This window comes from Pelotomaculum sp. FP (genome assembly GCF_004369245.1).
GTDB lineage: Bacteria > Bacillota > Desulfotomaculia > Desulfotomaculales > Pelotomaculaceae > Pelotomaculum_C > Pelotomaculum_C schinkii.
Map to the genome: position 1 here is coordinate 14,304 of NZ_QFGB01000025.1, position 14,233 is coordinate 28,536.

7 protein-coding genes are annotated in these 14,233 nt (G+C 49.7%); 3 read left to right on the forward strand and 4 right to left on the reverse strand.

What is annotated here, in order from left to right; all coding sequences use genetic code 11:
- Window positions 1-370 precede the first annotated feature (370 nt).
- The 3 genes from Psfp_RS11235 to Psfp_RS11245 all read left to right on the forward strand — a co-directional run bounded on the left by Psfp_RS11235 (window position 371) and on the right by Psfp_RS11245 (window position 10,118).
- Window positions 371-6,898 (forward strand): S-layer homology domain-containing protein, encoded by a 6,528-nt coding sequence (locus Psfp_RS11235; RefSeq protein ID WP_192895380.1) that lies wholly within the window; start codon window positions 371-373, stop codon window positions 6,896-6,898.
- A 907-nt stretch (window positions 6,899-7,805) separates the two neighbouring features.
- Complete coding sequence (locus Psfp_RS11240; protein WP_134218634.1) at window positions 7,806-8,528, forward strand: ABC transporter ATP-binding protein; 723 nt, start codon at window positions 7,806-7,808, stop codon at window positions 8,526-8,528.
- Between the two features lie 12 nt (window positions 8,529-8,540).
- Window positions 8,541-10,118 (forward strand): ABC transporter, encoded by a 1,578-nt coding sequence (locus Psfp_RS11245; RefSeq protein ID WP_134218635.1) that lies wholly within the window; start codon window positions 8,541-8,543, stop codon window positions 10,116-10,118.
- A gap of 47 nt (window positions 10,119-10,165) precedes the next feature.
- On the opposite strand, the gene Psfp_RS11250 is transcribed toward Psfp_RS11245, so the two are convergent.
- The 4 genes from Psfp_RS11250 to Psfp_RS11265 are packed head-to-tail and all read right to left on the reverse strand — an operon-like array spanning window position 10,166 to window position 14,035.
- Complete coding sequence (locus tag Psfp_RS11250) at window positions 10,166-12,856, reverse strand: MSEP-CTERM sorting domain-containing protein (RefSeq protein WP_192895381.1); 2,691 nt, start codon at window positions 12,854-12,856, stop codon at window positions 10,166-10,168.
- A complete protein-coding gene (gene xrtK, locus Psfp_RS11255) occupies window positions 12,840-13,361 on the reverse strand; it encodes an exosortase K (RefSeq protein WP_134218637.1) in 522 nt (173 codons plus the stop codon). Before xrtK ends, Psfp_RS11250 begins: the two co-directional genes overlap by 17 nt.
- On the reverse strand, window positions 13,342-13,569 hold the full coding sequence (locus Psfp_RS11260) for a helix-turn-helix transcriptional regulator (protein WP_134218638.1): 228 nt from the start codon (window positions 13,567-13,569) through the stop codon (window positions 13,342-13,344). The genes xrtK and Psfp_RS11260 overlap by 20 nt, the downstream gene beginning before the upstream one ends.
- Window positions 13,570-13,582: 13 nt before the next feature.
- Window positions 13,583-14,035 (reverse strand): DUF2975 domain-containing protein, encoded by a 453-nt coding sequence (locus Psfp_RS11265; protein ID WP_134218639.1) that lies wholly within the window; start codon window positions 14,033-14,035, stop codon window positions 13,583-13,585.
- Between the last annotated feature and the right edge of the window lie 198 nt (window positions 14,036-14,233).

The window sequence follows — 14,233 nt, forward strand, 5'->3', positions numbered from 1 at the left end:
CCTTAACTCAGCAAAAGTAACTGTTGATGTACTTAGGCAACACGTTAAATAAGAACGGTAGGCATCACTTGAAATTCTGGAACCAGAATCAATAAAGGGGTGATGCCAGAAAATACAAGGGAAGGAAGACTTAATGGTGCTAAACAAAAAGAGGATTTTAGGTTTTATCTTGTCTCTGTGTTGTTTTTTAATTTTTTTGTTTGTCAATCAGAATATAAAGGCTGAAGCCGCGCCTGCGGGGAGCGGGACTAGTACGGACCCGTACATAATCGATGATTCTTCGGATTTGGTGTGGCTGTCGAGTAACATTTCCACTACACAAGGTAGCTATTGTAAACAGACCGCCGATATAGACATGTCGGGAGTCAGCATGGATCCAATAGGCACCGAGACCACCAACTTTATAGGAACCTATGATGGATGTGGAAGGAAGATATCAAACATTACAATAAGCACCAGCACCTCTGCTCAAAGAACAACCGGCCTTTTTGGAAGTGTCGGAAACGGAGGAGTTATAAAAAATATTGACTTAGTAGATGCTTCGATTACTTGTAACAGTTCGACTACAAACTCTGTGGGCGGCATTGTCGGGTGGCTCAGCGGTACGGTACAAGGCTGCAGTGTGACCGGGACCACCAGCGTAACAAACAGTTATTATGGTGGTGTGGGAGGTATTGTCGGCGACAGTTCTGGTACGGTGCAAAACTGTTATAGCACAGGGAACGTTATCGGTAATAATTCTAACGCGACGGCTGGCGGTATTGCCGGATATACTTCTGGAGGTACGATAAGTAAATGCTATTTCGCCGGATCGCTTAGCGGTACAGCGACGATGAAAGGCGGAATCGTAGCAAATAAATGGTCGGGAACCGTGAATAATAATTTCTTTCTGAGTACTTCAGCAGCTTATGGCCTTGCGTCAGTAGCAGGTTCCAGCGGTTCGAATGAGGGAGCTGCCCCGACCACAGACGCAAACCTCAAACTACAGTCAACTTTTAAGGAGCCAGCTTCTGAGGAGTGGGATTTCACTTCGGCATGGTATATCAATGAAGGCAATGCTTATCCGGTTCTGCGGGCTCCGGCACCGTATGCCAGTGATATTACAATAAACTCCACCACTTCGGTAACGGCAACTTCACTGGTAGAAGGAGATAACGTTTATGTTTATGACGCTTCATCAGGGGGAACTTTGCTTGGTTCTGCTACGGTAACAAGTGGAAATACTTCAGCCGCCATAACCATTCCCGAGTTGACCGCATCCAGCGGCAGCCTGTACGTATCGATTAAATCGGCTTTTAGACCTGAGGGAGACAGGGCAACAAAAAACTATGCTACACCGGGAACACCAACGAATGTAACGGCATCCCCGGATAATGGACAGGTAACATTGAATTGGACCGGTGATGATATTGCCACCGGATATAAAATATTCGTAGGAACGGCATCCGGGTCATATTCCTCAACCCCTGATGCCACCGTGGCTGCGGTTACGAGTACAACCATAACCGGGCTAACCAATGGAACTACCTACTATTTTGTGGTGAGAGCTTTCAGCAGTGTTGGCGAAAGCAGTAATTCGACTGAAATATCCGCAATTCCGCGCTACCAGATTACCGACCTGGCTGCAACTGCAGGCAATGCGCAGGTGGATTTAACCTGGACGGCGGTGACCGGAGCTGCCAGCGTAGTTTTGTATCAATCGACAGATGGGGTAAACTTCACTGCTACCCCGGTTTCATTAACGAGTGCCTCAACCAGCGCTACTGTAACCGGGCTAACCAATTTGCAAAAATATTACTTCAAGTTAGTTGCCATAGTGGGCGGGACAGAGGCGGACTGCAATGAAGTGAACGCAACTCCATATGATCCTGCTACGGTTGCCAGCTACACGGCTACCAAGTGCGCGGATAGTTATGGCGATTCGGCTACGGCTTATGTGGGCTGTTATGGTGGTTCGCAGGAAAATGCCGCAGTACAGTTTGACATAACGGGCTATAATACTACAAAGACCATTGAGAGCGCTATTGTTAAACTATATTTCGATGCCTCGCAATCTACGGGCACTGGCAGTTTTGATTTTTATGGCTCAAGTGACGACGATTGGGGAACATCACTGACAGACATGCCTGCAAGCTGGGAGATTACAGCCCTTTATACTGACCAGACGGGGTTCTCTTCTACGGGATGGTATAGTTTTGATGTAACCGATTATGTAAAAGCGAATATTTCGGCTTCAGATACAACGTTTAGTTTTGTGCTGGTAGGATCGAATACCGGTGGATCTGACGATTATGGCTTTACTCGATGTAATGGCAGCAGTAATCAACCATATATTAGCGTGGTTTTCGGTGCCACTCCGGCCGCTTCGGTCAGCGCCTCTGCCGCGGCAGGCAGTCCCTCGGCGGGTGCCGACAACACGGTGACGCTGACGGTGAAGGACTCCTGGGGGAACATCGACACGACTTTCGCCGGAGACAGGATGGTAACCGTAACCGGTTATGAAGCAGCGCCCGATGGTACGTACGGAAGTTTTGGCGGAACGCTTCTGGAAGCGGATGGCTCGACCGACGTGTCCGTAAGCTATACCGATGGAGTTGGAACCTCCAGCCTGGCGCTCAACAAAGCGGATGAGCAGACCATAGGGTTTAGCGTAAGCGAGGTAACCGCACCCAACGCCAGTGTAACTATAACCCCGGTGCCGGCAACCGCTGCCAGTATGGAATTAACGCAGGATATCACGGCTCCTGCCAGCAACGGAGGGCAGTTCGCCCAGCAGCCCAAGGTGACATTGAAAGACACCTACGGCAACACATGTACAAACGACAGCACGACGGAGGTAACGGTATCCAAGAAAGACGCCGGCAGTTGGACACTGACAGGCACAGTGACGGTAACAGCAAGCAGCGGAACAGTAACCTTCACAGATCTTGGAGCCACCAATGAGGCGCAGGTTGACAACGCCCAAATGGCCTTCAACGCAACGGGGTTAACCGAAGCGACAAGTACAACGGTGACCCTGCCGGCGCCGGTCGGGGCACAAACCGCAACCGCCGCCGCGGCGACTGCAGGACCGGTTGCCGGAGCAGACAATGAAATCACCCTGACCGTGAAAAATGCACTCGGGAATACCGACACAGGCTTCAACGGAGCGGCGGATGTGACAATATCAGGATATACAGCAGCGCTGGACGGCAGCTGCGGCAGCTTTAACGGCACAGTACTGACAGCGTCGCCCAACACAATCAGTGTAACCTTCGCAGGCGGCGTCGCGACACCCAACCTGGTATTAAACAACGCCTCTGCGCAGACCATCGGGTTCAGTATAGCCGGTGTCGCCACTCCAGCGACAAACACCGTGTCAATCACACCCGTACCGGCGGCAGCGGCATCCATGGTATTAACCCGGGACATTCAAGCGCCCACCACAAACGGAGGGCAGTTCGCCCAGCAGCCGGAGATAACCCTAAAAGACACCTACGGCAACCCATGTACAAACGACAGCGCGACGGAGGTAACAGCGTCCAAGAAAGACGCCGGCAGTTGGACACTGACAGGCACAGTGACGGTAACAGCAAGCAGTGGAACAGTAACCTTCACAGATCTTGGAGCCACCAATGAGGCACAGGTTGACAACGCCCAAATGGCCTTCAACGCAACGGGCTTGACCGAAGCGACAAGTACAACGGTAACCCTGCCAGCGCCGGTCGGGGCCCAAACCGCGACCGCCTCCGCGGAAACATTAACACCTACAGCCGGAGCAAACAACGAAGTCACCCTGACCGTGAAAAATGTACTCGGGAATACCGACACCACCTTCAATGGGGCAGCAGATGTAACAGTATCAGGATATACAGCGGCGCCGGACAGCAGCTGCGGCAGCTTTAACGGCACCACCCTGACAGCGTCGCCCAACACGATCAGCGTAACCTTCACAGGCGGCGTCGCGATGTCCAACCTGGTATTGAACAACGCCTCCGCGCAGACCATCGGGTTCAGCATAGCCGGTGTCGCCACCCCGGCGACAAATACCGTGTCAATCACACCCGTGCCGGCGACAGCGGCGTCCATGGTATTAACCCAGGACATCACAGCCCCTGCGACAAACGGAGGGCAGTTTGCCCAGCAGCCGAGTGTGACCCTGAAAGACACCTACGGCAACCCATGTACAAACGACAGCGTGACGGAGGTAACAGCGTTCAAGAAAGACGCCGGCAGTTGGACACTGACAGGCACAGTGACGGTAACAGCAAGCAGTGGGACAGTAACCTTCACAGATCTTGGAGCCACCAATGAGGCACAGGTTGACAACGCCCAAATGGCCTTCAACGCAACGGGCTTGACCGAAGTGACAAGTACAACGGTAACCCTGCCCGCACCTGCGTCCGCCCAGACCGCAACCGCCGCTGCGGTGACCGCGGGACCAGTTGCCGGAGCAAACGATGCCATTACCCTGACCGTGAAAGATTCACTCGGGAATACCGACACAACCTTCAACGGCGCGGCAGATGTGACAGTATCAGGATATACGGCAGCGCCTGACGGCAGCTGCGGCAGCTTTAACGGCACCACCCTGACAGCGTCGCCCAACACAATCAGCGTAACCTTCACAGGCGGCGTAGCGACACCCAACCTGGTATTGAACAACGCCTCCGCACAGACCATCGGGTTCAGCATAGCCGGTGTAACCACCCCGGCGACAAACACCGTGTCAATCACACCCGTGCCGGCGGCAGCGGCGTCCATGGCATTAACCCAGGACATCACCGCGGCAGCTGCCAACGGGGGGCAGTTCGCCCAGCAACCCGAGGTGACCCTGAAAGACACCTACGGGAACACATGCACAAACGACAGCGTGACGGAGGTAACAGCGTCCAAGAAAGACGCAGGCAGTTGGACACTGACAGGCACAGTGAAGGTAACAGCAAGCAGTGGAACAGTAACCTTCACCGATCTGGGCACCACCAACGCGGCGGCAGTCACCGGAGCGCAGCTGGCCTTCGATGCCGGGGCGCTTAGCCAGATAACCAGCTCAGCAGTCAACCTGCCCGCGCCAGCGCTGGCGTCCGACCTGGCTATAACCACTACCAGCCTGCCGTCAGGCACAGCAGGAACATCGTACAGCGCGACATTAACAGCCAGCGGCGGGACCGCGCCTTACACCTGGAGCGCGGCCGGTTTGCCGTTAGGTCTAAATCTGGATACAGTTTCAGGGCAGGTTTACGGCACACCTGCTTCCGCCGGGACTTCCATCGTGTCCGCCGCGGTATACGACAGCGCTGCCGACAGCGACAGCGCTAGTTTCAGCCTGACTGTAAACCCGGCGTCACCTGGCTTAACCATCACCACTACCAGCCTGCCGGGCGGCAGGGTGGGAACATCGTACAGCGCGACATTAACAGCCAGCGGCGGGACCGCGCCTTACACCTGGAGCGCGGCCGGTTTGCCGTTAGGTCTAAATCTGGATACAGTTTCAGGACAGGTTTACGGCACGCCGACTTCCGCGGGTACTTCCACCGTGTCCACCATGGTATACGACAGCGCTGGCGCCAGCGCCAGCGCAAGTTTCAGCCTGACGATATCACACGCGTCCAGCAACGGCGGAAACAAAAGCGGAACGTCTACCACGCAACAGGCGGGTTCATCAGACTCAAACGTGGAGATAATGGTCAACGGCAAGATCGAGGGAGGGTCGGCCACCGCGAGCACCATAACGGTCGGTGACCGGACAGTGACTACCGTTGTCCTAGATCCCCAGAAACTTGAGGAAAAGCTCAAACAAGAAGGCGAAAACACAGTAGTTACCATTCCGGTCAGCACCAAGGCCGATACTGTTATAGGGCAGCTTAACGGGCAGATGGTCAAGAGCATGGAGCAAAAAAGCGCGGTTGTTGAAATCAAGACAGAGAACGCCTCGTACACCCTGCCCGCGGCACAGATTAATATCGACGATGTTGCAGCCCAACTAGGCCAGAATGTTGAACTTGAAGACATCAATGTGAACATCGAGATTGCCAGGAGCCCGGACGGGACGGTGCAATTTGTCGAGGACGCGGCGGAGAAAAATAATTATACCATAGTTGTGCCCCCGGTCGACTTCAAGGTGACCTGCACATATGAGGACAAGACGGTGGAAGTTAAAAGTTTCAACGCCTTTGTCGAAAGAACCATCGCCATACCCGAAGGGATAGACCCCCAAAAGATAACCACGGCTGTGAGCATGAACAGCGACGGAACATTGACGCACGTGCCGACAAAAATTATAGTCAGGGACGGCAAATATTACGCGGTTGTGAACAGTTTGACCAACAGCACCTATACGGTGATCTGGCATCCCAAGACATTCAAGGATGTGGAGAACCACTGGGCAAAGGATTACGTGAATGAGATGGGTTCAAGGCTGGTCGTCAGCGGCGTCGACGAGAATAATTATTCGCCCGACAGGGATGTCACTCGCGCCGAGTTCGCGGCAATAATAGTGAGAGCGCTTGGACTCGGTGAAAAGGGCGAAAAAAATAACTTCAGAGATGTTACCGGCAATGACTGGTTCAACGGGGCAGTGTCCACGGCGTATGAATATGGCATCATCAACGGTTACAACGACGGAACCTTCAGTCCCAACAAGGCTATCTCCAGAGAAGAGGCGATGGTGGTTATCGCCGGGGCGGCCAAGTTGGCCGGCATCAATGCCGATATCGCCGGAGCTGATGTGGACGCACAGCTTGCCGGATTCAAGGACAACGGCAGCCTCGACAGTTGGGCCAGGAACTCCGCCGCGGCGTGCGTCAAGTCCGGAATAATTGTCGGCGACAACAGTATGCTCACGCCTGATGACAACATTACCAGAGCGCAGGCGGCAACCATTGTTATGAGGATGCTGCAGAAGGCGAACTTGATTTAATTAAATAGAAGCATCTGAAGTCGGAATAAGCAGGGAGTTTCCCTGCTTATTCCCTGCTTATACCGTACCGCCTACATTAGTGGACTATAGAACCAAGCATGAACTATCATAAACCAATAAGATTAAATTAAAATGATTATTCCCTTTACAGTGTAAACAACATGCTTGCCTTTTGATATCTACGGTGGAAACAAATAAGGAATCCCTGCTACGGAATTAGCGGTGGTATTTTAGAAATAAGATGCCACAGCTTTTTTTATGCCCTTTTTTAAGGAGAAGAACCACAAACGATTGGAGGAAATCAAATGTCAAGCATCAAGCAAACCGTCAAGTTTTCAGTCCCCTGTCGATTACAACATATGGGAACGGACGGGACCTGCCTGCGTGCCGACAAGGACCGGGTCGGCAGGGAGGGGAGATGATGCACATGTTGTGATGCTTCGAAACCACATCCCATATTTCTGCGAAATCGCATATTAATATTTTTTACTATAAACTTAACCATTCTGAAGCAAGGTAGGTGGACGGCCGGTTATCCGCCACCAGGCAGGACGAGCCTGGATCGCCACCAATCCGGAAATGGTGAGTTGGTTCGAAGCGCTTGTAGTGGCCCATAAGTTCCGCCCTAAGAAGGCTTATCCTTCCATTTTCGATTTGGGCCGGCAGGTAAGATACATACTAAGTACGAACCATCAGAATGTCATGATCATGACATTCCGGTGGTTTTATGATTGCACGATTGATTTGTACTTCGTGGGGAGTATGAAAAGAAAATATTGGGGATAAAAATTGTGGTAGTTATAGTGTGCAACCAAAGGTTGCGCCTGAAGCAACGATAAATCTCTTTACGGAATTCAAATCCGTCACTATTATTAAATTACGAAAAAAATAAGAAGGGGGGATATTTATGTCTGCAATCACGATTCGCGGCTTGAAAAAGAATTTTGGGAAAACTGCTGCGCTGGACGGCGTGGACCTGTCTGTTCCGGAAGGAGGAATTTACGGATTCATTGGCCCCAACGGCGCGGGCAAATCCACCACTATCCGCATCCTTTTAGGACTGCTTAAAAAGGATGACGGCGATGTCTCGCTCCTTGGCGGCGATCCGTGGCGGGATAACGTGGAGCTGCACCGCCGGCTTGCCTATGTGCCCAGCGAAGTCAGTCTCTGGAGCAATATGACCGGCGGTGAAGTCATTGACTTTCTCGGCCGCCTGCGGGGAAGCTGTAGCGAGGCCAGAAGGGCGGAGCTGATTGAGAAATTTGACCTTGACCCCACAAAAAAATGCCAGACTTATTCCAAGGGAAACCGGCAAAAGGTGGCGCTCATTTCCGCTTTTGTGTCGGACGTGGAGCTTTTTATTCTGGATGAGCCCACCACCGGTCTTGATCCGCTGATGGAGGCGGTTTTCCAGAACTGTGTCCGGGAAGCGAAAAAGCAAGGGAAAACGGTCTTCCTGTCCAGCCATATCCTTTCCGAAGTGGAGGCCCTTTGCGATACGCTCGGTGTGATTAAGTCAGGGAGAATCATTGAACAGGGGAGTTTGGAAGCCATCAAGTCTCGCATTTTCACTGGCTCTCCTTCCACGCTGGAAGCCCTGTTTATGAGCTACTATGAGAAGGACGCATAAAGGAGGTGCGGTATGAGAAATAAATTCTTTGCAACCACCCGGCTGATGCGGCTCTATCTGCGGCAACACAGGATATTTATGTTGATCTGGCTCCTTGTTCCGGGATTATGGGTTGTCATCAACATCCTCTCATCCAGGATTTTGTTTCCCACAGAGCAATCATTAATAGAATTAGGCAAAACATTGAATGATCCACTTACCATTGCAATGCACGGCGCGGTCCTGGATATTTCCATTGCCGGCTTTGTCACATGGCGGACCAAGGTGTTTGCCGTCATCCTCTCTGGGATATTCAGCATTATCTATGTGGTACGCCATACCCGTCTTGCCGAGGAACAGGGAAAGAGGGAGCTGCTTGGCGCAAATTGTGTGGGCAGCCTTTCTCCGCTGGCTGCCGCCATTGCCAATATGGCGCTGATTAATGCTGCAATGACGGTATTCATGGTCCTTGGCATGTCAGCCGCGGGGCTTGGCTTTACCGGCTCTCTGGCTCATTGCCTTGCCATCTTTACCGCCGCCTGCTTTTTTGGCTGCGCCGGCGGGGTTATGGCGCAGCTCTTTGTCAGCGGGTCAGCGGCCCGCAACGCTTCCTTTGGCGTTCTGGCGGCGCTTATGGCCATTCATATCCTGTGGAACGCCAAGGGTGTTGCCGGCGGCGTCATGCTGCTGTCCCCGCTTGAATGGCCGCTGCTGATCCGGCCTTTTGCCGGAGAACAGTTTTGGGTGCTGCTGATTGCGCTTTTTATGACACTCGTGTTTGCCGCCCTTGCGCTTGTGTTGATGGACAGGAGGGATATGGGCGCGGGGATATTTTCCCAGCGGGGAGGCCGTGCCACGGCCCGGCCCGGCTTCAAAACGCCCCTTGCCCTATCCTGGCGTATCCAGAAAGGTATGTTTTTTATCTGGCTTGGCTTTTTTGCCGTATTCTCATTCGCCCTTGGCTCCGCCGCCGAATTGCTTGGCAGCTCCATCAGCTCCGCCGAGGCCCTTGCGGGGATCATTGAAAAGCTGGGCGGGGTTGACAAAGCCTTTATGTCCCTGATGCTGTATGTTTTTGCCATTTTGATTTCTGTTTACTGCCTGATGTCCGCCGGTATTCTGCGCGGAGAGGAATCGGCCAGAGGAGAAACCTTTTTATCCCTGCCGGTCAAAAGATCCGGATTTTGCCTGAGTCATCTTTTGTTTGTGTTCCTTGGCACGGCGGTGATCGCTCTTGTCTCAGGTATTGGTGTTGGGCTGGGCGCGGCGCTCTCTACCGGGACGCCAGGTGAATTTACACGGCTGCTTCTGGAAATGGTCAGGAAAATCCCAGCTATTTGGGTCATGGGAGGCCTTGCCGTGTTTTTCTTTGGCCTGCTGCCCGGATGGATGAACGGGGCGAGTTTTGCTTTGCTGGTTTTATTTGTGATGTTGGAGGTGCTCTGGGAACAGCAGAGCATCAGCGCGGCGGTATATGGCCTGTCACCGTTCTCCTATGTGTATCCCGCAAACGATGTTGCTGTTTTCACGTTGGCGGGCCTGTGCCTTGTATCCGCTGCACTGGCCATACTGGGCCTTTATCTGTTCAAGCGTCGTGACCTGCAGACCTAACGCAATGTCAAAAGCGCGCCAAAGAGGCTAACAGGGCATTCTCCATGTCAGGGGTATGATTTTCGTTTTTTCATAAAAAGTATTACCAGCAGAACGAGAATGGCACATATAAGCAGTGGCGGCTCATCAAGCGTTACGGTGGGGATTTGTTCATTGTTGTTTAGAATTCTCTCCTGCAAATCCAGCAGTTCCTGTTCCTGCTCCGGTGTCTCAACCACAATGAATGCTGTCTGGGGTGTCAAGATTCTTGCCCTGAAGCCGGCTCGAATCAGTTCCAAAGGGTTCGGTTTCCCGTTCAACAAATATCTTTGCTGCGCCGCATCAAGAAGAATAGCGTCCTTATACCGGTTGCCTGTTAAAGTAATGCTGTCCGATTCCATATCGCCCAGCACTAATTCGCATGCATCATTGTCCGATACATAGATTCCATTGAAGTCAAGGACTGGCTCTACAATAGGGTTCTTTAATCTGCTTCCCGCCTTGTTGTCTTCATAAGAATATGGTGTTAAAGTCAGGTCGTGATTCAAAGCATAATAGAAAGGACTTTCAGGGAATCTGTCGGACAAAGGATAAATATTTTCAGGGAAAACAGCTCCGGGCATATTATCGGATACGGCAATTATAACTGGGAAACTTTTGCTGCTTTCTTTACTTAAAATCATTCTTACCGCCCTATAAAAATTGAACCCGCATTCGGTTTTAAATTTTGCCTTCTTCATATCCGCAAGAGAATGGGATTCAACTCTATGGGAAGCAAAAATCACTTCAGCCCGGGTGATTTTATTGGCCTTTGCATATTCTTCAATTTGCTCAATATGCCATGCTATGTCGCTGTTTTTTGAGCAGTCAATAACAAAGTGGTATTCGGGTGTTCTTTCAACACGCTTCAAACCGGCTTTTTGCAAAGGCGAAAGCAGGACCGCTCCTTCAACAGCTGTTTCTTTTTGCGCCACGTCTCCGCCCAGTGAAATAATATTGTTGTCCAAATTAATATTTAATGGATGATTGTGAAGAATTTCAAAGCCTGTCTGTCTTACCTCGTGTTCGTTGAATGGAAAGACACTGAGTTCCAAAGTATTCCTGCCTGTATAGTACAGCAGGCCCGGATCGCGGCGTGTGTTTACAATTTTCCGGTAAATGAACATGGCGGCCCGGCGGTCGGCAAGAATACCCTCTTTTCTTTCTCCGAGTACATCAAGGTAATAGTCGCTGATATATGCGCCTTCCGGCAGTTTGAAGGTAGTAACATACTCTCCATTTCCCTCTCCTGTAGGATTTTCCAGTGTCAAATCAACCCATGACCTGTACACTCCTGTTTCCTCAGAAAACTCTGTTTTGCTTTTCACAGCTGCAAGCCGTACCCGGTTATTTACCATATCCGAATTGGAAAGACCGGCGTCAATTAGACTGTGCCCCGAGTCAAAAAACAGATTTTCAAGTGCCAGGATATTGTGCTGTGATATGACCTTCCCATCCAGAACAAAATTTGTGTAAAAGGCTGATATTATGGGTGTGTTTCCAGGGGCATAACCAGTTATACCCCTTGTTAAATCATAGCTGCCCTTCACGTTTTTTAATGTTCTATGAAGGCGTGCCAAATCAATCGTTTTGGCAACCTCAACACTGTTATGATCCAAATACCGCACGGCAACTTCAAAATTATCCTTATCGCTCCAGAATGTGGATATCATGCAGACGGGCAGGGTGATGATCCCGGCACAAAAGACGGCTATTATGCGAGGCGTTCCCCATGCCTTTGACAGACCGGCCCATTCCTTGATGATATGCCAACCCTGCCAGATTGTAGCCAAGGCGGGCGCCAAAATGAAAATTCCCAATCCGTAAAAAATGAGCCCTACCGCTCCCATGGGGAGAATCGGCAGGAAGACGATGAAAAAATACAGTATATAGGTATAACAAACCGCCTTCAGATAAAACACCAGGAGCCTGAGCTTTTTGTCCTTTACTGCAGGAAGCAGCATTAGGAATCCGTTTAACGCTGCCATAATATAGAAGGCAGGGCTTGAAAAATCGCCGAACATCCCGACTGAATCAGCTCTGGACCAAAGGCCCTCGTTGCCCTGATTAATTGCCAAACCTCCCAATGGCAGCAGCAGCGATACAAAAGTTGTAATAATATAATACCTTTTCGTGGATGGGCTGTTGAATGCACAGTCAGGCTTTTCCTGCTTCCAAACAAGCAGCATTTTCACTGACAGCAGTGTTATTGTATAAACGCCTGCTATGATAGAGATCATAAGTATGGCGTTTAAATTGATGCCGTTTATAATATTCATCATTATAAACCAGATAAATGGAACTGCAATTAATCCAGCATAACCGGCTGTATCATTACTCTTTTCAGCTGATGTTGTGTTAAACGCTGTGCCGTATATGCCATACAAGACAGGGATCATGCATAATACGATAAACACCAGCCGCGGGCTGACAAAACCTGTTCTGTTAAATAAATCTTCATTGAACAGCAGCATACATGCTGTAAACAACGCATAAACAGTTGAAATTGCTGTGAATACCCTTGTGTCCGTGGAGGATTCCCTGCGTTTTATGAGGGCGTAAATTGAAAATATTCCCATTAACAGCAGAGTTACGGTGCCCGAGAGCGCTATTGATTCAATATTTAACTCTCCGGGCCTAAAGGTAAGGTAACCTAACAGCATCAGCTGAGGCAGTGTCACAAACAATAATATGTAAACGGGTTTAGTAACTGCTTTCATTATCATCACTTCCAATTAATTGATTGACTGCTATATAGCTTGCCGCCAGAGCTGCAAAATAAAGAGAAATGCCTATACCTGAATGCAGGAGTGCAAATTTCTCGTGGGTTACAAACGGTATCGAACCAACAATTCTGATACAGCTGATTAAGACCCCGGCTGCAGCAGCTCCGACAAGACATGTTATAAACCATAGCGCCTTGTGAAAGCCGTTAAAATGCTTTGCGAACATACAGGCATTCATTAAAAACATCAAAACAATAAAGTGATAACCCATACATTCCCGACCAATGTTGAATGTACAATCAATAGATGAATATCCAATCCCGTTTGTGTACACCAGCGGAATGTTGTAAAAAATCTCTGCCGCTTTTGCGTGAGGATAAAGTAATATCTTTAAGACAGCATCCTGTGTGGTTTTAAACCCATATATCAAATACAGACCAACCAGGACAGTAAGAAAATAAAAAAGAATATTCTGTACTTTATCTGTCATTGCCGTCATGCTCCGTATCCATGTATTCCAGAATATCGCCCGGTTGACACTTTAATGCCTTGCAGATTTCTTCCAGTGTGGAAAATCGAATTGCCCTTGCTTTGTTGTTTTTTAGAATTGATAAATTTGCAGGAGTGATGTTTACCAGTTCCGCAAGCTCTATCAGCCCAATTTTTCTTTTTGCCATCATTACGTCCAGATTAACGATAATCGGCACTGTTCATCACTCCTTACACCGTTAAGTCATTTTCTTCTTTATACTGTACCGCCTGTTTGAACACATCTGCCAGAACCAGCGAGAACAAGCCCGCGATAGCAAAGATAATAACAATGATGGCTGTTGCCAGTGTAAACCAGAACAAGCATTTTGTTATGTATAAAGCTGAAATGACAAAAGAGGCAGCTGCCATTTTCCGCAGAGCGTCGACATTTTTCATGGTAAACGGGTCGGTATGCAAAAGCGTTTGAAAAATACATCTCAGCGTCCATAAAATATAGAGCGCTGCGATGCCTGACAACATTAGTACAGCTGTTAATTGCAGGCGGATGCCTTCAGCTATAAGGGCATGTGGAATCAGCTTGTAAATAATTACCGGAACAGATGCGCAAACCAGAATACCGCTGTAAAACATAAAATCCATTAGTATCTTGGTAAGGTGGTGTAGAGTTTTTTTATTTTGCATGAAAAAGACCTCCCGAGAACTTTATCAAGCAGCATTATAGCACGATGGATTTTGAAATACAATATATTTTTATTGATAAACAATAAATTTACATTGAAATTCAATATATAATGCGGGTCGAGTCTAGCGGTATAATTAGCTGCTTAATGCAGTTACGTCCTACCCGCGTAGTGATTGCTTATCCTGTGATAAAATAAA

Excerpts from the sequence above, each read along its gene's own strand:
- Psfp_RS11245 (WP_134218635.1), top strand. The coding sequence starts at position 8,541 with ATGAGAAATAAATTCTTTGCAACCACCCGGCTGATGCGGCTCTATCTG.
- Psfp_RS11265 (WP_134218639.1), bottom strand. The coding sequence starts at position 14,035 with ATGCAAAATAAAAAAACTCTACACCACCTTACCAAGATACTAATGGAT.
- xrtK (WP_134218637.1), bottom strand. The coding sequence starts at position 13,361 with ATGACGGCAATGACAGATAAAGTACAGAATATTCTTTTTTATTTTCTT.
- Psfp_RS11240 (WP_134218634.1), top strand. The coding sequence starts at position 7,806 with ATGTCTGCAATCACGATTCGCGGCTTGAAAAAGAATTTTGGGAAAACT.
- Psfp_RS11250 (WP_192895381.1), bottom strand. The coding sequence starts at position 12,856 with ATGAAAGCAGTTACTAAACCCGTTTACATATTATTGTTTGTGACACTG.
- Psfp_RS11235 (WP_192895380.1), top strand. The coding sequence starts at position 371 with ATGGATCCAATAGGCACCGAGACCACCAACTTTATAGGAACCTATGAT.